Origin of the sequence: Antrihabitans auranticaus, from assembly GCF_016481275.1 — a bacterium.
In the GTDB taxonomy this organism is placed as follows: Bacteria; Actinomycetota; Actinomycetes; order Mycobacteriales; family Mycobacteriaceae; genus Antrihabitans.
In genome coordinates, this window is record NZ_JAEMNW010000002.1 from 490,523 (window position 1) to 511,332 (window position 20,810).

Consider the following 20,810-nt stretch of genomic DNA (forward strand, 5'->3'; position numbering starts at 1 on the left):
CGATCATGGTCCGAATTGCGCCTCTGCAGCCGCCCTACAGCGAGTCCACCGCGGACATGCTCGCCAAATGGATGCCGCCCGGCAGTGCGGTGTCCGAGCCGCTGGCGCTGTTCCGAGTTCTCGCCCGGCACCCCGACCTGATGGGGCGTATGCGTCCACTCGGTGCCGGACTGCTCGGCAAGCCCCAGTTGACCGTACGCGAGCGTGAACTACTCATCGCGCGGACGACCGCACGCTGCGGCGCCGGCTACGAATGGGGTGTCCACATCACCGCATTCGCTCGACCGCTCCTCGGTCTGAAAGACGATCAAGTACGTTCGACGGCAACAGGATCACCGCTCGACGACGTCTGGGATTCTCGCGACCGCGTTGTCCTGACGCTGGCCGACGAGATGTTCGACGCGTGCACGGTGAGCGATCGGACGCTCGCTGCGCTGCGCACCGAGTGGTCGGACGAACTCGTCCTGGAGGCCGTCATCTGCTGTGGGTGGTACCGACTGCTCGCCGGCGTGATCAATGCAGCGGGCCTGGATCCGGAACCGTGGGCAGAGGCGTTTCCGGCCTGAATCAGCCTGCTGTGACGGTCATGTCGTCGAAAACTACCTCACCGAGCGCATCGGATTCCGCGACGTCGACCATCGCGTCGATCGACCACCCGTGATCGCCGGCGGGGTCGTCGATGACCTGGCGAACCGACCACATGTCGCCGTTCGTGGTCAACGTGAACAGCTGCGGACCACGTGCGTCCGGTCCGATCCCGACCTCGCCGTACTCGGCAAAGTAGGGCTCCAGCAACATCTCCCAGCCTTCCGCGTCCGGCCCCACGGCCAATTCGCCGAGGGCGGCCCACCGCCGCAGCGCCACAAGCTCGACTCGGCGGAACATCGCGTTGCGAATGAGGACGCGGAACGCCCGCACGTTGGCGGAGATCGGCCGGGGCGCGCTCGCGTCGAAGGCAATCTGGTCGGTATCGGTTTCCGCGCCGGGGTTGGTGAGCTGTTCCCATTCGTCGAGCAGGCTCGAATCCACCTGGCGGATCAGTTCGCCGAGCCATTCGATGATGTCCTCGAGTTCTTCGGTTCGATACTGCTCGGGAACCGTCCGGCGCAGGGCGCGGTAGCCGTCGGCGAGGTAGCGCAGGACCAAACCCTCGGATCGGGCCAAGCCGTAGTGGCTGATCAGCTCGGTGAACGTCATCGAGCGTTCGATCATGTCGCGCACGACAGACTTCGGCGACGGCGAGAATTCCGACAGCCACGGATGGCCGCCGCGGTAGGTCTCGTACGCGGGAAGTAGCAACTCCGCCAAAGGTTTCGGCCACGTGACCTCTTCGAGCAGCTCCATCCGCTCGTCGTATTCGATGCCGTCAGCCTTCATGCGGTTGATCGCTTCGCCACGAGCGGCGTGCTGCTGTGCCATCAGCAACTGGCGCGGGTCCTCGAGGGTTGCCTCGATCACCGAAATCACATCGACGGTGAAGGTCGGCGAATCGCGGTCCAGCAGTTCGAAAGTCGCGAGTGCGAACGGCGACAGTGGCTGGTCCAGGGCGAAGTCGCGCTGCAGGTCGACGGTCAGCCGTGCGTGCCTGCCGAACTCGTCGGGCTCGGGGAGTTGTTGCACCACACCGGCATTACGCAGCCCTCGATACTGCTTCAACGCTCGCAGAATGTGCTTGCGCTGCGCGTGCCGAGGTTCGTGGTTGTCCTCCAGCAGGTGCCTCATCGCGTAGAAGCAATTACCTGGCCGCGCAATCACGTTGAGGAGCATCGAGTTCGTGACCGTGAAGCGCGAAACCAGCGGCTCCGGTGACGCGGCGACGATGCGGTCGAAGGTTTGCGAACTCCACGACACGAATCCTTCCGGCGCTTTCGTGCGCTGTACCTTCTTGAGCTTCTTCGGATCGTCGCCGGCCTTGGCCACCCGCCGGGCATTCTCGACCTCGTGCTCGGGCGCTTGCACGACCACGGTGCCCATCGTGTCGAAGCCCGCCCGGCCGGCGCGACCGGCAATCTGATGGAACTCCCTGGCACGCAGCTGCCGTGTGCGCACGCCGTCGTACTTCGTCAGACCGGACAGCAACACCGTCCGGATCGGAACGTTGATGCCGACGCCGAGAGTGTCCGTCCCGCAAATGACTTTGAGCAGACCGTCCTGAGCGAGCTTCTCGACCAGTCGCCGGTACTTGGGCAGCATCCCAGCGTGATGGACACCGATCCCGTGGCGAACCAAGCGCGACAGTGTCTTTCCGAATCCGGTCGCGAATCGAAAGCCGCCCAAGGCTTCCGCGATGGCGTCCTTCTCTTCGCGGGAAGAGAAGTTGGTACTGGTCAGAGCCTGTGCGCGTTCCAGCGCAGCGGCCTGTGTGAAGTGGACGACGTAAACCGGCGCCTGGTTGGTGGTGACCAGTTCCTCGATGGTTTCGCCGATCGGCGTCAGTGCATAGGAAAAGGTGAGTGGCACTGGACGTTCGGTACCCGCGATCACCGTCGTCGGTCGGCCGGTCCGCCGAGTCATATCGGTCTTGAAGAACTCCACGTCGCCGAGGGTTGCCGACATCAACAGAAACTGTGCATTGGGGAGCTCGATCAGGGGAACCTGCCACGCCCAGCCCCGATCGGGCTCGGCGTAGTAGTGGAACTCGTCCATGACGACCTGGCCGATGTCGGCGTCGGCACCCTCGCGCAACGCGACGTTCGCGAGGATCTCGGCTGTCGCGCAGATGATCGGGGCCTGCGCGTTCACAGCCGCGTCGCCCGTCACCATCCCGACCTGATCGGCACCGAAAATTTCGCACAGTGCGAAGAACTTCTCGCTGACCAGAGCCTTGATCGGCGCCGTGTAGTAGGTCCGCTGCCCGCGTGCCAGGGCGACGAAATGCGCTGCCACAGCAACCATCGACTTGCCTGACCCGGTCGGGGTCGCAAGTATCACGTTGGCGCCCGAAACCAGTTCGATGATCGCTTCGTCTTGCGCGGGATAGAGCTCCAGACCGCTGTCGGTGGTCCACGAGGTGAATGCGTCGTAGAGCCAGTCGGGGTCGAAGTCCTCGCCCGCCGGGCGATCGTCGATCAAGCTCCGCAGCTGCACGGCCTAAAGGCTAGCCCACCAGGGGCGGCGCCCCTCAGGTCGCGCTGCGCTCGGCCGCAGCCATCGCGTCGAAAAGCGCAGGCTGGGTCGATGGATGCGGCCGCCGACTGTCGACCGCGTGTCCGGCGGACAGTGCGGCGCGCCAGCGCTCCTGCTCGTATTGCGCGGGTGTCGTGGAATCCAGGAAGCGCTGCACCAGACCGGCAAACCTGATCGGGTCGTCACGGAACGGGAAATGCCCCGCCTCGTCGAAGATTTCGAGTGTCGATCCCGGCATCGCCGCGTGCGCGATGTGCGCATGACGGACCGGGATGATCGCATCGCATCTACCCCACACGATCTGCACCGGAATGCCTTCGAAGAGATAACAGCGGTCGAGCACGGTGATCGTCTGCCCGCGCCAATCGGCAACCGCCCGAATCGTTTTGACGAACGCGCGGTGCCCCATGCGATCCGACTGCGCCGCGAGGACGCGGACCACGTCGATCGCGTCGTGCGCAAGCGAGGCACCCTTGGTGCCCGTCGTCGCATTCAGCGCGGCCAGGAATCTGCCGAACATGTCCAGCGCCGTCGTTGCCCCCGGCAGTGAGAGCGCATGCAGGACAAGGGGAACGACTGGTACCGACGACATTCGCAGGAGCGGATTGATCTCGCGGCTCACGCCTCCCGCACACACGATGACGATCCGGTCCACGAGGTGTGGGTACTGATACGCGAACTGCATCGCAACGCCGCCGCCGAGAGAATGGCCGACCAAGGTCACCTTCTCGTGGCCGAGGACGGAAAGGAGGTCGCGCAGGCCGTTCGCGTAGGCGGCTGCGGAGTAGTCCGCCCGGGGTTTGTCGGACTGGCCGTGGCCGAGCATGTCCGGGGCGATGACGGTGTACTTCGTCGCGAAGTGGGGAATGATGTCGAGCCAGGTCTCCGAGTTGTCGCCGATGCCGTGGAGCAACACCAGCGGCGGACCGTCCCCGGCGATCCGGATGGCGCGACGGTACCCGTGGATTGTCCGAAAGATCAGCCGCGGTTCGACTTCGGTAACGGGCCGTAACGGTCGTGGCGCTCCCATGGGGACTCCTGCGTCTCGTGTCGGTTGTGCGGGCGATCGTCAGGTGGCGCTGCGCTCGGCATCGCCGACGGCGTCGACGACTGCGAGTGCGGTAGCCGGTTCCGCGGCGACGCTGCCGTAGGCAAGCGCCGCGCGCCACGACTCGTGCTCGAATCGGGCAGGCTCGGTCGCCGCGAGGAATTCCTCGACGACGCCGAGAAACTTCACCGGGTCGTCCAGGAACGGGTAATGGCCGGTGCGGTTGAAGATTTCGACGCGGGAACCCGGCATCGCCGTGTGCGCGAGGTACGCGTGGCTCACGGGGAACACAGAATCCTTTGCGCCCCAGATGATCTGCACCGGAATATGCTCGTTCAGATAGCACCGGTCGAGCAGGGTTATCGCCTGACCGCGCCAATCGACCACGGCACGAAGCGTTTTGAGGAAGGCGAGGAAGGCTGTCGGGTCCGTGGTGCCGCCGAGCATGCGTAGCAGATCCGAAGTGTCCCCGAGCGCGTCCGGCAGCAGAGCTGTCCTCCTGAGCCGGGCAAGCGCGCTGCCTACCATCCCGGTTGCCAATTTTGCGCCCGGAAGGCCGAGCAGGCGCAGACTCTGGCTGACGAGCGGCACCGATGTCACGCGCAGCAGCGCATGAATGTCCTTGGTGACACCGCTCGTCGACACCAGCACGAGCCGGTCCACCTTCTGCGGATACTGGTATGCGAACTGCATCGCGACAGCCCCGCCGAGCGAATGCCCGACGATCGTGGCGGTGTCGATCCCGAGCACGGCGAGCAGATCGTGCATCCCGTTCGCATAGGCAGCCACCGAGTAGTCGGCCCGCGGCTTGTCCGAACGGCCATGGCCGAGGAGGTCCGGCGCGATGACCGTGTACTTCTCGGCGAGGTGCGGGATCAGGTCGATCCACGCCGCCGAGCTGTCGCCGATGCCGTGGATCAGCAGAACCGCGGGTCCGCTTCCGGCGATGCGATACGCGCGCCGGTAGCCGTGGATCGTGTGAAACTCGACGCGCGTATCGCCGTGCGGCACGGGCCGCAGCGACCTGGTCCGTGGATCAGGCATTCTCGCCTCCCGCCGTCAACGCCGAATTACATGTGCGTACAGCGTATGAGGGACGAGGGTCGCGAAATGTCGCCGCAGGTTACTTCGATGTTTCGGTTTTCAGTCGCTCTCTATGCCGCGGTTGTCTCCGTAGCCACCCTGCTCGGCGAGGAACTTTTCGAATTCGGCGCCGAGCTCGTCACCGCTCGGCAATTCGCCGTCACCTGCGAGCAGAGTTGCCTGCTGTTCCTGCGCTGCGACGAAAGTGTCGTACTGCCGTTCCAGCGCCTGGACCACAGCCTCGACTTCGGCGTTGCCCTGGATGTGCTCGTTCACCTGTTCCCGGACCCGCGCAGCGGCTTCACCCAGTGCGGCGAGCGGAAGCTCGAGCTCGGCATTGGCGCTGACGTTCTCGAGCAGTGTCTGCGCCGCTTCGGGGTAGTTGGTCTGTGCGAGGTAGTGCGGCACGTGCACCGAGAATCCGACGGACTCGTGACCGTGCTGAGCCATCCGGTATTCCAGCAGGGACGACGCACTGCCCGGCACCTGCAGTTCACCTGCCCAGCGCTGGTGGTCCTTGATCAGGTCCTTGTTGTTGGAATGAGCGGTCACGCTGAGTGGGCGCGTGTGGGGGATCGCCATCGGAATTGCGTTGAGGCCGATGCTGCGCCGCACACCGAGCTGTTCGGCCAGCATGCGGACCGCCGTGGTGAACTTTTCCCATCGCAGATCCGGTTCCATGCCCGCGAGCAGCAAAAACGGTGTTCCGACGGTGTCGCGCAATGCGTACAGATTCAGCTGCGGCTCCGCGTAGTCCGAGAAGTGATCGCTCTTGAACGTCATCATCGGCCGGCGTGACCGGTAATCGAGAAGCTCGTCGATATCGAACGACGCGACAAGTTCGCTCTCGAGGCTTTCGCGCAGGTGCGTGGTCGCAAGCTTCACGGCGTGGCCGGCGTCGGTGAAGCCCTCGAGCCCATGCACCAGCACCGGTCCCATGCCATCGGCAGTGGACAACTGCGGCGCCGGAAACTCCAGCTCGTACATGCTCGACTGCTCGTCCATGGTCGGCCCCTTCCTAACGGAACACCTCCAGTGTTCCTCATCTGCGTGCACGTGGTGACGCTCCAGCACGCGCGAACTTCGCCCGAATACCTTTTCCGGTCAACGCGGCTGAGTGTGAAGGCATTCCCGCGGCGGGGCCCGATCGCCGCGCGACGTCTCGACACACGGAATTCGCCTGACGGTCCCCGGCACCTGTGGCAGCCTGGAACAGCAGGTTACCCGTAGCGCGCGGCGGCAACCCCGACGAGTCGAATGTGGGCCGGTTGCCGTACGCCGACAAAGCGAAAGACGGAGGCACATCGTGACCCATCGAGTGCGAGGCGTGATCTCCCGCGAACGCGGACAAGCGGTATCGCTCGAGACGGTGCTCGTTCCCGATCCAGGACCGGGTGACGTCGTCGTCCGTGTCCAGGCGTGCGGGGTATGCCATACGGACTTGCACTACCGCGAAGGCGGTATCAACGACGAGTTCCCGTTCCTGCTCGGCCACGAAGCCGCCGGCATCGTCGAGGAGGTCGGCGAGGGTGTCGACACCGTGGCGGTCGGCGACTTCGTCGTCCTGAACTGGCGTGCCGTCTGCGGTCAGTGCAGGGCGTGTCGGCGAGGTCGGCCGTGGTACTGCTTCTCGACGCACAACGCAAGCAAGAAGATGACGCTCGAGGACGGCACGGAACTGTCTCCGGCACTCGGAATCGGCGCGTTCATCGAGAAGACACTCGTTCACGCAGGTCAATGCACGAAGGTCGACCCTGAGGCTGATCCGGCCGTGGTCGGACTGCTGGGCTGTGGCGTGATGGCCGGTATCGGTGCTGCGATCAACACCGGAAACGTCGGGCGCGGCGACTCCATCGCCGTGATCGGCTGCGGCGGTGTGGGCTGCGGGGCGATCGCCGGAGCGCGCTTGGCGGGAGCGTCGAAAATCATCGCTGTGGACCTCGACGCTCGCAAACTCGCCTGGGCGCGTGACCTCGGCGCGACGCACACCGTCAACGCCGCTGTCGAGGACGTGGTCGAAGCAGTGCAAGCACTCACGGACTCGTTCGGTGCGGACGTGGTGGTCGACGCGGTCGGCAGGCCCGAAACCTGGAAGCAGGCGTTCTATGCGCGTGATCTGGCGGGAACAGTGGTCCTGGTCGGTGTTCCCACTCCCGAAATGACTCTCGACATGCCGTTGATCGACCTGTTCAGCCATGGCGGGTCACTGAAGTCGTCGTGGTACGGCGACTGCCTGCCGGAACGCGATTTTCCGCTGCTCGTGGACCTCTACCAGCAGGGCAGGATTCCGCTGGACAAGTTCGTCAGCGAGCGGATCGGTTTGGCAGACGTCGAGGCCGCGTTCGCGACGATGAGCAGCGGCGCGGTTCTCCGATCGGTGGTAGTGCTGTGAGCGGGTTTCGAATCGAGCGTGTCGTCACATCCGGGACGTTCAGTCTCGACGGCGGAACGTGGGACGTCGACAACAACATCTGGCTGGTCGGAGACGATTCCGAAGTCGTGATCATCGATGCCGCGCACACTGCGCAGCCGATCATCGACGCGGTCGGTGGTCGCCGTGTGAAAGCGGTCCTGTGCACGCATGCCCACAACGACCACATCACGGTCGCACCTGAGTTGGCAGACCGGCTCGACGCGCCGATTCTGCTGCATCCCGCCGACGACGTGCTGTGGGAGCAGACGCATCCGGACCGGTCGCATCATCCGGTCGCCGACGAGGACCGCATCGAAATTGCCGGCACCGAGCTGATCGTGATGCACACACCGGGGCACTCGCCCGGCTCGATCTGCCTGTATCTGCACGAGGCCGGGGAGGTGTTCACCGGTGACACCCTGTTCGCGGGTGGTCCGGGCGCAACCGGCAGGTCGTACTCCGATTTCCCGACGATTCTCGATTCGATTTCTTCGCGACTGCTGAGTCTGCCTGCAGACACCGTGGTGCGAACCGGCCACGGTGACGGCACCAAAATCGGTGACGAAGCCCCGAACCTGGGGGAGTGGATCGCCCGGGGGCACTGAAAACAAGCGCGATGCCGCGGTCCGGCCTGCGTCGAGATCGCCTTTCCGGATGGCACAGTGGGGTCAGGAGGCCTGCTCTGGGTCGGCTCGTGGACGGGGAGGACGAACACGGTGATGGTGCGCCACAAACTGGTTCTGACGGTCTTGTGCGTCGCGTTCGCGGCGGGATGCTCGCAGTCCGTGCCGGGTGACCCCGTCGCGCAAGGCCTGTCGTCGGGTGACACAGGCGGCCCTGGCCGGCACATCGACGCGGACGTGGACGATCTCGTACTGTCGCCCGATCAGTTTCCCGCTCCGTACAGTGCGGTCGTCGTCCCGCGTGAGCAGATCGGTCTCGGGATGGCCGGCGTTCCGCAGGGCGGCCGGATCGAACCGGAGGGCTGCACAGCGCCGCTGCCCGATCTGAACGACGGCAAGGCTGCCTATGTCGTCGGCACCGACTCGCAGACGCAATCCACGGTGACTGCCGGCGTGATCAGAACCGATCGGACCGTCGCGAGCTTTCGGGAACAAGTCGAAAGCTGTCCCGACATCACGATGACGACCAACACGACGACGGCACGGGTACACCGCGAATTGGGCGCCGATCCCGCTGTCGATGCGGACGATTCATTGGACATGACCATGACGGTCAAGTCGGGCCAGGGCAGCAGGACCGTCGATGTGACCGTCCTCATGCTGGTCGCGCAGGTCGGCGACGTGTGGGTGACGTCGATGTTCATGTCGTTCACCGGTGCGGAGCCCGACCGGCAGGCGGTCGAGGACGTGCTGACCAAGAGCGTGGCGAAGGTCGATGCCGCTTAGCCGCTTCTCCTAGCACAGGCGCCCGACACGGTTGGGTCCTCACGACCTGTTCGGAGGCTCTGCGTGTCGAGATTTTCACATTCGTCGCAGTTATCCACAGGTTTTCCGAAACCCCAGGTCGCCGGCCGGTCGTGGTCGTACTGATAGTCGATGGTCGTGGCATGACAACTTCGACCTCACCCGATGGGCGCAAATCCCGGCGCCATGCCCCGCTCCGCGTTGCCGATCCCGGCGAACTGTTCGCCGCGGTGCCGGCCCTTCTCGGGTTCCCGCCCGAGCGGTCGCTCGTGCTGGTGTGCCTGCACGGGCCGCGGAATTCGCGACTGGGCGGCGTGATGCGGCACGACCTCGTGCTGCCGCGCAGCGCCGACGGCGGCGTGACTCCCGTGATGGACGCGGCTATCGACAGATTCGCGTCTGTGTGTGGCCGTGAGGGCGTCCGCGCAGCGGTGGCACTGATCGTCGATGACACCGCCGACCATGAGGACGAGGAGTATTCGGCAGCGTGCGTGGCGGTCGTCGAGCAACTGGCCGAGCAATTGCACGCATTCGGTACTGCGCTGGACGGCGCGTACATCGTCGAGGAGATCGACGAAGGCGCCCCGTGGTCCAGCTTGTGGGGCGACTTTCGATTCGGCGTGTTGCCCGACCCCGCAGCGTCGAGCGTCGCCGCGGCACACGTCATGGAGGGCCGCCAGATTCGGCGCTCACGTGGCGAGCTTGTCGACATGCTGGCGCCGGGTGATTCTCGGGAGCGGTTCTTGGTCGCCAGAGCCGTAGCCGCCGGTGTGCACTCCGCGGTACTCGCCGTGGACCTCGCGGAAGCTCGCGAAGACCCCGACGACCGCAGCCGCCGACAACTCGAACACGTGCTGTGGCAAATCTCGAATCTGGCGTCGGGGGAGCGGTTGCTGGCACCCGAGATTGCCGAACTCTGGTTCGCGGTTGCAAACCTGGACGTCCGCGATGCCCTGCTTGCGCTCGCCGCGGGTGACCAGGCCGAAGCCGCCGAGCAACTGTGGCTGCGGATGGCAAAGTTGTTGCCTGCCAATGGCAGGGCCGAGGCTGCAGCGTTGCTCGGTTTCAGCGCCTATGTCCGTGGCGAAGGTCCGTACGCGGGTGTCGCCTTGACCGCTGCGCTGCAAGCGAACCCGAAGCACAGGCTCGCCGGAATGCTCGACGCTGCATTGCAGAACGGGATGCGTCCGCACACGCTGCAGAAACTTGTCGATGCGGGCTACGCCGCCGCGCGCAGGCTCGGCGTCACGCTGCCGCCGCCGGCTCTGTGAACGAGCCCGCGCATGGATCAGGCCCGCGCGTGCAGCCGGTCACCGAGAGATCGAGTGAATTCCCATGCATCGGAGACGATTTTGTCGATGTCGGTGTACTGCGGTTGCCAGCCGAGATCAGCAATCGCATTGTCGCTGGACGCGATGAGCACGGCGGGGTCACCGGCTCGGCGGGGCGCGTCCTGGGCCTCGATGGACCGGCCTGTTACCCGTTCGCACGCTGAAATAACTTCGCGCACAGTGAATCCCGCGCCGCTACCGAGATTGTAGATGCGATGTGTACTGGCCTGAGCCGACTGCATTGCCAGGACGTGTGCCTGCGCGAGGTCTCGGATGTGGATGTAATCGCGAATGGCCGTACCGTCTTTCGTCGGCCAATCCGTTCCGAACACCGAAATCTTCTCGCGGACACCAAGCGCGACCTGCAGGACCAGCGGAATCAAATGTGTTTCCACGACCCGGTTTTCACCGAAGCCGCCGTACGCGCCGGCAACGTTGAAGTAGCGCAAGCTCGTCGCGGCAAGACCGTGCGCAACCGCATAGGAGGTGATGGCGTGGTCGATCGCCAATTTCGACGCCCCGTAGGGATTCGTCGGACGGGTCGGCGCGTCTTCGGTGATCGGCGTGCGTTCGGGCTCGCCGTAGGTCGCCGCGGTCGACGAGAACACCAGGCGTGGTGTCCCCGCAACGCGCATCGCTTCGAGCAGGTCGAGCGTCTTGACGACGTTTCCGTACCAGTACTTCTCGGGTGCGACGACCGATTCACCGACCAGCGACTGGGCAGCGAAATGGAGCACTCCGTCGAAACCGCCGCCCAGCAGGAGCGCACCGGCTACGTCTGCGACGTCACCTTCGATGAACTCGGCGCCACCGGGAACCGCGTCGCGGTTGCCGGTGGACAGGTCGTCGACAACGACGACCTCGTTGCCTTCTTCGAGCAGCACCTGGGCACAGACGCTACCCACATAGCCGGCACCGCCGGTCACGAGGAGTTTCACTATGTCAAACCTGCTTGACCTGAACCGCGTGCGCCATCTCGTCGGAGAGATCGAATACTTCGTGACCGGGGACCGTGATCGTGACCGTCCCGGGCCGCGTTTCGACCGTGACACGGGCATCCGGCACCACACCGGCCTCGCGAAGCTGCGCAATCACGTCCGGGTCTGCCTGAATGTGCTCGGCGAGGCGGCGAACCACTACCGCGGTCGGCTTACCGGTCGGAATATCGGACAGCCGCACGAGGTGATCGTTCGCGTAGTCCGGCTTCTCGACACCGAGTTCGTCGAGTCCGGGAATAGGGTTGCCGTACGGCGAGGTCGTCGGATTGTTGAGCACTACGACGAGCCGGCGCTCGACCTCCTCGCTCATGACGTGCTCCCAGCGACACGCCTCGGCATGCACCTGATCCCACTCCAGCCCGATGATGTCGACGAGGAGTCGTTCTGCCAGCCGGTGCTTGCGCATCACGGCAATGGCCAAGTTGCGGCCCTTCGCGGTCAGTTCGAGGTGCCGGTCGCCTGCCACGAGCAGCAGCCCGTCACGTTCCATTCGGGCGACCGTCTGGCTTACCGTCGGACCGCTCTGCTCGAGCCGTTCGGCAATCCGGGCGCGAAGTGGAACCACGCCCTCTTCCTCGAGGTCGTAGATCGTACGGAGGTACATCTCCGTGGTGTCGACAAGATCTTTCACCCTCACACCCCTTCGTCCTGCACGATTCTACTGGTCCGACCTGGAAATAGGTTCGCTCCGCATGCGGGCCGGTCGCGCAGCCGGATCACGCACATCCTGGTTGTTCAACGCTGCAAGTGCCGCGAGCCTTCCCGTTGGCGCAGTAGCGTGATCTCCGTGGCATCGTCGCCGGAATCGGAACTGGTTCAAAACCTTAACAACGCGGTCGTGTGGAGTCCGGAGTACCTGAGTTACTCGTGGAGTCCCGAGCACCCGATGAATCCCGCGCGCCTCGACCTGACTATGGTTCTGGCTCGCGAAATAGGGCTGCTCGAGGGGGTGGAAGTCATCGAGCCCGATCCGGCGGGCGAGAACGATCTGTTGCGCATTCACACCGCCGCCTACGTCGAAGCGGTGAAACACGCGGGCGAGTCGCCGGTTCCCAGCTCCATGATCGACCCGCCGTACGGTCTCGGTTCGGCGGACAACCCGATCTTTCCGCGGATGCACGAAGCCGGGTCGATCATCGTCGGCGGAACGCTGCGGGCCGCGCAGGAAATTGCCTCGGGCCGCACGCGCCGAGCAGTCAGCATCGGCGGTGGGATGCATCACGCGATGTCGAACTCGGCTTCGGGCTTCTGCGTGTACAACGATGTGGCGGTTGCGATCTCGTGGCTGCTCGAGAACGGCTTCGACCGGATCGCCTATATCGACGTCGACGTCCATCACGGTGACGGCGTGCAGCACGCGTTCGAGTCCGACCCCAGGGTGCTCACGATCTCGATTCACCAGCATCCGGCGACGCTGTGGCCGAGTACCGGATACCCCCACGAGGTCGGTTACGGCGCGGCTCAGGGCACGGCGCTGAACCTCGCAGTTCTGCCCGGGACGGCGGATGCAATGTGGCTGCGCGGGTTTCATGCGGTCGTGCCGGGCGCGATCGCCGCGTTCGAACCGCAGTTGATCATCAGCCAATGCGGCGTGGATACCCACCGGGAGGATCCGCTCGCCGATCTCGCGCTGACGGTCGACGGCCAGCGCGCGGCGTTTCTGGCAATGCGCGATCTCGCCGACACGTACACCGACGGACGCTGGCTCGCCGTCGGTGGTGGTGGATACGGTCTGCTGCGTGTCGTGCCACGGTCCTGGACCCATCTGATTGCCGCCACACTCGACCGCACCATCGATCCTGGCACTGCAATCCCGCAGGGTTGGCGCGATTACGCCCACAGATTGGCCCCGAAGGTGCAGTTGCCTGACACGATGGGCGAAGGCGCCGATATCTCGTTCCAGCGCTGGGACGGTCCGGGCGGCGGACGGGAAACCGGTGTGGCGCAGCATGACAGGGAGTTGTCGCGAATCGACCAAGCCATACTCGCGACGCGGCGGGCCACGTTCCCGTTGCTCGGCCTCGATCCGGATGATGCCCGTGACTGACAAGACCGAACCGTTCCCCGAGCACTGGCTCGCGGATGTGCTCGCTGCCGACGGCGGCGTGGTCCACCTGCGGCCGATCACGCCCGACGATGCCGGTCGGCTGGTCGAGTTCCACGAGAAGCTTTCGCCGCGAACGAAATATCTCCGGTATTTCGGTCCCTACCCCCGGATGTCGGAACGCGACGTCGAGCGGTCGACCCACGTGGACCATCATCGCCGCGTCGCCCTGATCGCCTTGCTCGGTGACGAGATCATTGCGGTCGGCGTGTACGAGGGCATGCCGGACCAAGAGGTCGCCGAGGTCGCCTTCGTCGTCGCCGACGACCACCAGGGCCGCGGACTCGGTTCGATCCTGCTCGAACACCTTGCCGGCGCGGCGGCAGAGAACGGGATCGAGACGTTCGTCGCGGAGGTACTTGCCGAGAACCGCGGCATGGTGAAGGTGTTCAAGGACGCGGGCTACCAGGTCAGCCGCAGTATCGACGGATCGGTTCTGCACCTCGAGTTCGCGATCGATCCGAGCGAAGCCCTCCTGCAGGTGCGAAATTCCCGCGAGCGAGCATCCGAGGCGCGCAGCGTGCGAAACCTGTTGTCGCCGAGATCGATCGCTGTCATCGGTGCGTCCGCGTCGGAAACGAAGGTCGGCCGTGTCGTGCTCGCAAACCTGTTGCGCGGCGAATTCAGCGGTCCGGTGTACCCGGTGAATTCGAAGCACCGGTCGGTCCAGGGCGTCCGGGCCTACGCGACGGTGCGGGAGATCCCGGACGACGTGGACCTTGCCGTCGTCGCAGTTCCCGCCACCGATATCGAATCCGTCTTCGACGACTGCCTCGCGAAAGGCGTGAAGGGCCTGATCGTGCTGACGGCGGGTTTCGCGGAAACGGGTGCCGAAGGTTTCGAGGCCCAACTGCGCCTCGTTCGCGACGCACGGGGACACGGAATGCGGTTGGTCGGCCCGAATGCGCTCGGAATCGCGAACAACGATCCCGCCGTTTCGCTCAACGCGACCCTTGCGCCACAGATGCCCGCGCGCGGGCGGGTCGGCTTCTTCTGTCAGTCGGGTCCGCTGGGAGCCGCGATTCTGGGGGAGGCGGCTGCCCGTAACCTCGGACTGTCGACGTTCGTTTCCGCCGGCAATCGAGCCGATGTCTCCGGCAACGACCTGCTGCAGTATTGGGACACAGATCCCGACACCGACGTCGTCCTGCTGTACCTCGAAAGCTTCGGTAACCCGCGCAAGTTCTCGCGGATCGCCAAGCGTGTCTCGCGCAACAAGCCGATCATCGCGATCCGCAGTGGGCGCGGTAGCGCGCGCAAACGCCCAGGCCAAGCGGAGGTCGTGGACGATTCGATCGCTGCGGACCTCTTCCGCCAGGCCGGTGTGATCGCGGTCGAATCGATCTCGGAAATGTTCGACTGCGGCGCGCTCGTCGGTTATCAGCCCCTGCCCGCGGGACCGCGGCTCGCGATCGTAGGCAACAGCGCGGCGCTGGGCTGGCTGGCGGCCGATGCTGCGGAAACAGCGGGTTTGCAGGTCAGAGACCCGATCAACCTCGGACCCATGGTCGGTCCGGAGCAGTTCACCGCGGCTGTGCGGAAGGCCGTCGATTCTCGGCATGTCGATGCCGTGCTTGCGATCGTCGTGCCGCCTATTCCCATGCCGATGGAACCCTTCGCCGCGCCGTTGCGGGTTATCGCCGCATCTTCGGGCAAGCCTGTCATCACCAACTTCCAAGGTGAGCAGGGTATTCGCGAGATTCTGACCGTCTACGGACCCGACGGGACGCCCACCCGAGGGTCGGTGCCGTCGTACGCGGATCCCGAAACGGCGGTCCGGGCGCTCGGTCACGTGTGGCGTTACGCCGCGTGGCTGGCCGATCCGCCGTCTCAGATCGTCCGTCCCGACGGCATCTACCCCGACCGGGCCCGTGACCTACTGCTGTCCTGGGAGGCCGACACCGTCGAACTGGGCTGGTTGTCCGACGTGCGCACGAATGAACTGCTCGCCTGTTACGGCATCGGCATCGTCGACTTTCGCGAAGTGACCGGTCCGGACGCGGCAGTCGCGGCCGCCGACGAACTCGGCTACCCCGTCGCGGCAAAAGCGACCGGACCGATGTGGCGAAACCGGCCCGACCTCGGCGGAGTGCGGCTCGACCTCACCGACCCGCCGGCAGTCCGCAAGGCCTACGAGAACCTGGCAGAAGTGTCCGCAGATCAACTCGTGCACATTCAGCGGATGGCCCGGAAGGGGATCGGCTGCACGGTCCGCGTGCAAGACGATCCGTCGTTCGGGTCGGTGATTTCGTTCGGCCTCGCCGGGAAGATCCTCGATCTGCTCGGGGACCGTGCCTACCGCGCGCTGCCGCTCACGGAAAGCGAAGCGACCGAACTGGTTTCCGCCCCGCGCGCCGCGCCGCTCCTGGTGGGCTCGGAGACGGTCGAAGCTGCGAACACAGGGGCGTTGCGGGACCTTCTGCTGCGAATCTCGACGATGTGCGAGGACCTTCCAGAGGTTCGGGAACTCGTCTGCGAACCGATTCTCGCGACCGGACCCGACGCCGAGATTCTCTACGCCCGGATGCGCATAGGGCCCGAACCGACGCATTTCGACGCCGGACCGCGCCGCTTGGGCTGAACACGCGTGACCTGAAATGAACAATGCCGACCGGGTCTCGTGGACCCGGCCGGCACCGAGATGACTGTCGCCGATCCTGCGCTACCGACAGCGCATCACTTGTTCGAAGCTGTCAGCTGGCGTAGGCGCGCAACCGCTCGGCGCGGTCGCCCTTACGCAGCTTGCCCATGACCTCACGCTCTATCTGCCGGACCCGCTCGCGCGAGAGCCCGAAGAGCTTGCCGATCTGGTCGAGCGTGCGCGGCTGACCGTCGTCGAGGCCGAAGCGCAGCCGGATGACCTGCTGTTCCCGCTCGTCGAGGGTGGCCAGCACGGTCCGAACGTCGGTGTGGAGCAGGCCGGCGATGACTGCGCTCTCTGCCGAGGTTGCCTCGGAGTCTTCGATAAAGTCGCCGAGCGGTGCTTCCTCGTCGCTGCCGACCGGCATGTCGAGGCTTACCGGATCGCGACTGTGATCGAGCAGATCGGCAATCTTGTGCTCGGGAATACCCGACTCCGCAGACAGTTCGGCATCGGTCGCTTCCCGGCCGAGCTGCTGGTGCAGTTCACGCTTGATCCGCGCGAGCTTGTTGACCTGCTCCACGAGGTGGACCGGGAGCCGAATCGTGCGGCTCTGGTCCGCCATGCCACGGGTGATCGCCTGGCGGATCCACCACGTCGCGTACGTCGAGAACTTGAAGCCCTTCGCGTAGTCGAACTTCTCCATCGCGCGAATCAAGCCGAGGTTGCCCTCCTGAATGAGGTCAAGCAACGGCATTCCGCGACCCGTGTAGCGCTTGGCCAGGGAGACGACGAGGCGCAGGTTGGCTTCGAGCAGGTGTGCACGCGCGGCTTCACCTTCGCGAACGACTACGGCGAGATCCCGCTTCTTGGCCGGGGAAAGCCGCTTTGCCGTCGAAAGCAGGTTCTTCGCATATAGGCCCGCTTCGATTCGCTTCGCGAGATCGACCTCTTGTTCGGCCGTGAGCAGCGCGGTCCGTCCGATGCCATTCAGGTACACGCGTACCAAATCAGCTGCGGGGCTCTGGGCGTCGAGGTCGCCGTCGCTAGCGCGAAGTCGAGTTGTGCTGGGGCCTGTCATGACTTGCCTCCCTATTCGGTGGTGTCTCATAGGAATCAACGGACCGAACAACTCGAAAGTTCCCGATTCTCAGCGCTTCAAACCCCGTTGACGTGCAGTTTTCGGCCTGAAGGCCTGAGAAGTTGCTGAGAAGTCCGCAGCGGCCGCTCAGACTGGGAACCGATTGGACGCCGAACCGCTCAGTTGGGCCGAATCAGTCCGTGCCGAACGAGGGCACGGGTCAGCGCCGCGGCCTGTTCGATGAACTCGGCACTCGCTTCCGCACCGGTGTGCGCCAGCGCGAGGAGTTCGACCAACTCGTACAACTGCAGACCGTCGCTGCGCATTCCAGCGAGGAGGGCAGCTGCCATGTCGTCGATATCGTGGCGCCAGTTGGGCCCGCTGCCTCTGTGCACGCGGGTGGCGACCTCGTTCCACCCTTCTGCCCCGGGTTGGAAGACGCGTTCGAGTGCGGTTGTCTCGTCCACGACGAACTGGGCCTCGAGCACGTCGTGAGTCCGCAACCATGCGGACCGCTCGAAGTAGGCAAGCGCCTCCACGCCGAGCGGATCGTCGAAGCCGTGTATCAGGTCCTCAGCGAGGATCTCGGTCGGTCCGTCGATCCGGCGCAAATAGACGAAGCCGAATCCGATGCCTTCGACTCCCGCAGCATCGAAGTGCGTGAACCACTCTTCGGCGCGTTCCTGGGCTGCGGGATCGCGCGGATCGAGTCCGGCGTCGCGCAGCCACGTTCCGACGTACAAAGCCGGATCCGCGACGTCGCGCTGCACGATCCACGCATCGATGCCGTGATCCGGCAGCCACGACGAAACGCGGCGGCGCCAGTCGCCGTCCTCGAGATGCACCCACGACGCCAGCAGGGCGGCTGTGCCGCCGGGGGCGAGCAGGGCGGGTATTTGGGAGATCACCAACTGGCTTGCGCCGTCGAGATCGAGTCCGGAGTCGCGGTAGGTGTGCTCGATCCGGGCAGGCCCGACGACGAACGGCGGGTTCGCCACGATCTGATCGAATGTTCGGCCCGCGACCGGCTCGAACCACGAGCCGTCGACCAGTTCTATGTCCAGTTCGTTGAGGGCTGCCGTGGCCGCTGCCAGCCGCAGTGCGCGCGCACTCACGTCGGTTGCAGTGACGCTTCCGGCATAGCCGCACGCGTGGACCGCCTGCACTCCGCAGCCGGTGCCGAGGTCGAGTACCGAGCCGACGGGTGCCGTCGGTGTCGCTTGCAAGAGGGAGTGCGACGCGTGGCCGACCCCGAGCACGTGGTCCTCGGTGAGGGTCCGGCGAGTGAGACTGTCGTCCAGGTCGGCGACGATCCATCGGGTTCCGGAACCGAGATCGACCGGGCGCAGATCCAGTGCGGCCCGCAGGAGCGTGCCGTCGCGTTCGAACAGGCCCGCGCGCACTGCACTGTCGATGTCCAGTGGCTCGAGCGCGGCCGCGACCGCGTCGCTGCTACAGGGGTCACCCAAGAGGAACAGGCTGATCAGGGTGCCGAGCTCACCGTTACCGCGAGCGATCCTTCGTGCCGGTACGGGTTCACCTCGGCCCAAAGCGGAATGCGCGGCGGGGCCCAGCACGTCGACGATCGTGTCCACGTCGAAGTTGTTGCGCAGTAATGCTGATCGCAGTGGTGCGCAGATGTCGGTCAATGCGGGTGAGTCGGTCACGCGTGCATTCTTGCGCCCGCGCGCCGCGGCGACCTCAGCGGTCGGCGATCGAGCCGTCGATGATCGGGTGGGGATCGGCCTCGATGGCCGCTCGCTCGTGCGGGAGTGCGGCGTCAGGTGTGCGCGCCGCGTAGAGGCGCGGTTCGCCCTTCTTGCGCGGGGGACTGTCGTTAGCGACGAGGACGGCGACCCAGGGGAGGGGAATGGACGCGGCGATGATCGCAATCGCGATCCACGGGTTGCCGAACGTGCTGTACGCGATGGCCGCGAGCACGAGCGCCGGGATCCGGAAAGCCATGATGATCGTGTACCGGCGCACTCGTGCCCGATGTTGATCTTCGAAGGACTCCGCCGCTCCGGTGATTACCGCGGGATGCCTCGCCGAACCGATGTCCGCCGAGCCGTCGTACCCTCCGACTGCCATGTCTCCACTGTCGCACTCTGCGCCGCCGAATGCGAACCTCCCAGCATGTGCGGCATTATTGAAGCCGTGAGCACCGATACCAAGGTCCGGCCGGAAGAAACCACCGACACCTCGACCGGAGACGACACTCCCAAGTTCTTCCACTACGTCAAGAAGAACAAGATCGCCGAGAGTGCGGTGATGGGCACCCACGTCGTCGCTCTGTGCGGCGAAGTTTTCCCGGTGACCAAATCTGCGAAGCCCGGATCGCCGGTCTGCCCTGACTGCAAGAAGATCTACGAGGGGTTGCGCAAGGGCGAGTGATTCGCCGGCTTTACCAACGGTTCGGTGATCTGATCCGGGCTGTCTGCGGACGAGTCGCCGGAATCGTTGCGCGCCGGCCCCCGGACGCGGTCCGTCGCGATCCTGATCGGACCGGTCGCCAGTTGCTTGGCGCGATTGGTCACCTCGCCGATGTCGATGCCGTTCTCACCGGCCTGATTCGCGAGCCACTCCTTCATCTGTTCGATTCGAGTGGCGCGCGCTGGCCAGAACTCTTGAATCGTGGCGTTGAACTCGGCACCCAGGATGATCGCGAAGCCGAGGAAGAACGTGAAGAGCAGGAACGCGATCGGAGTTGCGAGCGCGCCGTAACTCACACCGGACTCAGCAGCCCAGTTCAGGTACCTGCGTAGGGCGGCGCTGGCCCCCATGAAGAACGCGCCCGCAAGCAGCGCACCGCCGAGCAGTCGATGCCACGGCAGGGTTTTGTGCAGCGCCAGCTTGTAGAGCGTCGTGAGACCCACGATCAACAGCAGGCCGACCCCGGGATAGTAGAAGAGGTCGAGCATGCGTGTTCCCACATCGACCCACTCGGGCGGGAGCGCCTGTGCGATCAGCGTCGGACCGAGCGCGACGAGCGGCATGATCAGCACCGATGCAACCAGGAACTGGATGTAGAGCAGCAGCGCGAAGATTCGCTGCCAGACGGGGTTGCGGGAATCCTTTTGTCCGTGGGCTTCGACGATAGAGTCCACGAAGGTCGCCATCGCCGACGAACCTGCCCAGAGGGTCAATATGAAGCCGACCGACACGATGCCGCCGCGGCCCTTCATGAGGACGTCTACGACGGTTGGCTCGATGATCTGGTCGACGACATTCGGGCTGAACGTGCGGCGGCTGAAGCTGATGATCTTCTCGTGGATGATGTCGTCGGTGTTGGGTCCGAACCAGCCTCCGACGTAGCCGATACTTCCGAGCAGTGCAAGCAGCAGTGGGGGCAGCGACAGAGTTTGCCAGAAGGCGGCGGACGCCGACTTGGCAAAGATCGAGTCGTCCCAGGCGCGTGTCGCTGTGCGCCAAATCACTTCCCAGACGCGCCGAGGCGCCGACATACGGGCGAGAGTGTTTTCGGGAACGGGCGTACCAGACGCCGAGGGATCGGGAGTCTGCTCCCGATCACCATCTGTGGGCTGGTCAGCCGTCGATTCGCTCATATCGATTCCCAGCATTCCTGACAATCGGCCCGAGCGCCCGCTTGCTGGCGAT

18 protein-coding genes are annotated in these 20,810 nt (G+C 65.0%); 8 read left to right on the top strand and 10 right to left on the bottom strand.

Annotation, left to right across the window (positions count from 1 at the left end):
- The first annotated feature begins 5 nt into the window (after positions 1–5).
- Complete coding sequence (locus JGU72_RS10225; RefSeq protein WP_199683772.1) at positions 6–566, top strand: carboxymuconolactone decarboxylase family protein; 561 nt, start codon at positions 6–8, stop codon at positions 564–566.
- A gap of 1 nt (position 567) precedes the next feature.
- Here the strand turns inward: JGU72_RS10225 and JGU72_RS10230 are convergent, their stop codons facing one another.
- The 4 genes from JGU72_RS10230 to JGU72_RS10245 all read right to left on the bottom strand — a co-directional run bounded on the left by JGU72_RS10230 (position 568) and on the right by JGU72_RS10245 (position 6,262).
- Positions 568–3,087, bottom strand: coding sequence for a DEAD/DEAH box helicase (locus JGU72_RS10230; RefSeq protein ID WP_307828378.1), 2,520 nt, complete (start codon positions 3,085–3,087; stop codon positions 568–570).
- 34 nt (positions 3,088–3,121) lie between these two features.
- Entirely contained in the window at positions 3,122–4,156 is a 1,035-nt protein-coding gene (locus tag JGU72_RS10235; protein ID WP_199683774.1) for an alpha/beta fold hydrolase, read from the bottom strand.
- 39 nt (positions 4,157–4,195) lie between these two features.
- Positions 4,196–5,218, bottom strand: a complete 1,023-nt coding sequence (locus JGU72_RS10240; protein ID WP_199683776.1) for an alpha/beta fold hydrolase — start codon at positions 5,216–5,218, stop codon at positions 4,196–4,198.
- 99 nt (positions 5,219–5,317) lie between these two features.
- A complete protein-coding gene (locus tag JGU72_RS10245; protein WP_199683778.1) occupies positions 5,318–6,262 on the bottom strand; it encodes a proteasome assembly chaperone family protein in 945 nt (314 codons plus the stop codon).
- A 301-nt stretch (positions 6,263–6,563) separates the two neighbouring features.
- Here JGU72_RS10245 and JGU72_RS10250 point away from each other — a divergent pair, with 301 nt between their 5' ends.
- The 4 genes from JGU72_RS10250 to JGU72_RS10265 all read left to right on the top strand — a co-directional run bounded on the left by JGU72_RS10250 (position 6,564) and on the right by JGU72_RS10265 (position 10,368).
- Positions 6,564–7,649: an S-(hydroxymethyl)mycothiol dehydrogenase gene (locus tag JGU72_RS10250; protein WP_199683780.1), complete on the top strand. Its 1,086-nt coding sequence runs from the start codon at positions 6,564–6,566 to the stop codon at positions 7,647–7,649.
- Positions 7,646–8,275, top strand: a complete 630-nt coding sequence (locus JGU72_RS10255; RefSeq protein ID WP_199683782.1) for an MBL fold metallo-hydrolase — start codon at positions 7,646–7,648, stop codon at positions 8,273–8,275. Before JGU72_RS10250 ends, JGU72_RS10255 begins: the two co-directional genes overlap by 4 nt.
- A 114-nt stretch (positions 8,276–8,389) precedes the next feature.
- Complete coding sequence (locus tag JGU72_RS10260; protein ID WP_199683784.1) at positions 8,390–9,079, top strand: hypothetical protein; 690 nt, start codon at positions 8,390–8,392, stop codon at positions 9,077–9,079.
- Positions 9,080–9,240: 161 nt separating this feature from the next.
- Positions 9,241–10,368, top strand: coding sequence for a DUF4192 domain-containing protein (locus JGU72_RS10265; protein WP_199683786.1), 1,128 nt, complete (start codon positions 9,241–9,243; stop codon positions 10,366–10,368).
- A 17-nt stretch (positions 10,369–10,385) separates the two neighbouring features.
- Here JGU72_RS10265 and galE read toward each other — a convergent pair whose 3' ends face one another.
- Both galE and JGU72_RS10275 read right to left on the bottom strand, forming a co-directional pair.
- Positions 10,386–11,366 carry a UDP-glucose 4-epimerase GalE gene (gene galE, locus JGU72_RS10270; protein WP_199683788.1) on the bottom strand — a complete coding sequence of 327 codons (981 nt, stop codon included), beginning with the start codon at positions 11,364–11,366 and terminating at the stop codon, positions 10,386–10,388.
- 4 nt (positions 11,367–11,370) lie between these two features.
- On the bottom strand, positions 11,371–12,057 hold the full coding sequence (locus JGU72_RS10275; RefSeq protein ID WP_199683789.1) for a metal-dependent transcriptional regulator: 687 nt from the start codon (positions 12,055–12,057) through the stop codon (positions 11,371–11,373).
- A 147-nt stretch (positions 12,058–12,204) separates the two neighbouring features.
- Here JGU72_RS10275 and JGU72_RS10280 point away from each other — a divergent pair, with 147 nt between their 5' ends.
- Positions 12,205–13,473 (top strand): acetoin utilization protein AcuC, encoded by a 1,269-nt coding sequence (locus tag JGU72_RS10280; RefSeq protein ID WP_374101100.1) that lies wholly within the window; start codon positions 12,205–12,207, stop codon positions 13,471–13,473.
- Positions 13,460–16,111, top strand: a complete 2,652-nt coding sequence (locus JGU72_RS10285; RefSeq protein ID WP_374101101.1) for a bifunctional acetate--CoA ligase family protein/GNAT family N-acetyltransferase — start codon at positions 13,460–13,462, stop codon at positions 16,109–16,111. Before JGU72_RS10280 ends, JGU72_RS10285 begins: the two co-directional genes overlap by 14 nt.
- A 112-nt stretch (positions 16,112–16,223) precedes the next feature.
- On the opposite strand, the gene JGU72_RS10290 is transcribed toward JGU72_RS10285, so the two are convergent.
- From JGU72_RS10290 to JGU72_RS10300, 3 genes are all read right to left on the bottom strand, one after another.
- The gene (locus JGU72_RS10290; protein ID WP_199683793.1) at positions 16,224–17,192 is read right to left on the bottom strand and encodes a sigma-70 family RNA polymerase sigma factor; all 969 of its coding nucleotides are present in this window, start codon (positions 17,190–17,192) and stop codon (positions 16,224–16,226) included.
- A 179-nt stretch (positions 17,193–17,371) separates the two neighbouring features.
- Positions 17,372–18,859: a DUF7782 domain-containing protein gene (locus tag JGU72_RS10295; protein WP_307828380.1), complete on the bottom strand. Its 1,488-nt coding sequence runs from the start codon at positions 18,857–18,859 to the stop codon at positions 17,372–17,374.
- 34 nt (positions 18,860–18,893) lie between these two features.
- On the bottom strand, positions 18,894–19,283 hold the full coding sequence (locus JGU72_RS10300) for a DUF3099 domain-containing protein (protein WP_199683795.1): 390 nt from the start codon (positions 19,281–19,283) through the stop codon (positions 18,894–18,896).
- A 66-nt stretch (positions 19,284–19,349) separates the two neighbouring features.
- On the opposite strand from JGU72_RS10300, the gene JGU72_RS10305 reads away from it, so the two are divergent.
- Positions 19,350–19,586: a DUF3039 domain-containing protein gene (locus JGU72_RS10305; protein WP_199683797.1), complete on the top strand. Its 237-nt coding sequence runs from the start codon at positions 19,350–19,352 to the stop codon at positions 19,584–19,586.
- Here JGU72_RS10305 and JGU72_RS10310 read toward each other — a convergent pair.
- Entirely contained in the window at positions 19,559–20,656 is a 1,098-nt protein-coding gene (locus JGU72_RS10310; RefSeq protein WP_233532138.1) for a YihY/virulence factor BrkB family protein, read from the bottom strand. The genes JGU72_RS10305 and JGU72_RS10310 overlap by 28 nt on opposite strands.
- Between the last annotated feature and the right edge of the window lie 154 nt (positions 20,657–20,810).

Excerpts from the sequence above, each read along its gene's own strand:
- JGU72_RS10225 (WP_199683772.1), top strand. The coding sequence starts at position 6 with ATGGTCCGAATTGCGCCTCTGCAGCCGCCCTACAGCGAGTCCACCGCG.
- JGU72_RS10235 (WP_199683774.1), bottom strand. The coding sequence starts at position 4,156 with ATGGGAGCGCCACGACCGTTACGGCCCGTTACCGAAGTCGAACCGCGG.
- JGU72_RS10240 (WP_199683776.1), bottom strand. The coding sequence starts at position 5,218 with ATGCCTGATCCACGGACCAGGTCGCTGCGGCCCGTGCCGCACGGCGAT.
- JGU72_RS10245 (WP_199683778.1), bottom strand. The coding sequence starts at position 6,262 with ATGGACGAGCAGTCGAGCATGTACGAGCTGGAGTTTCCGGCGCCGCAG.
- JGU72_RS10260 (WP_199683784.1), top strand. The coding sequence starts at position 8,390 with ATGGTGCGCCACAAACTGGTTCTGACGGTCTTGTGCGTCGCGTTCGCG.
- JGU72_RS10265 (WP_199683786.1), top strand. The coding sequence starts at position 9,241 with ATGACAACTTCGACCTCACCCGATGGGCGCAAATCCCGGCGCCATGCC.
- JGU72_RS10285 (WP_374101101.1), top strand. The coding sequence starts at position 13,460 with ATGCCCGTGACTGACAAGACCGAACCGTTCCCCGAGCACTGGCTCGCG.
- JGU72_RS10290 (WP_199683793.1), bottom strand. The coding sequence starts at position 17,192 with ATGACAGGCCCCAGCACAACTCGACTTCGCGCTAGCGACGGCGACCTC.
- JGU72_RS10300 (WP_199683795.1), bottom strand. The coding sequence starts at position 19,283 with ATGGCAGTCGGAGGGTACGACGGCTCGGCGGACATCGGTTCGGCGAGG.
- JGU72_RS10310 (WP_233532138.1), bottom strand. The coding sequence starts at position 20,656 with ATGTCGGCGCCTCGGCGCGTCTGGGAAGTGATTTGGCGCACAGCGACA.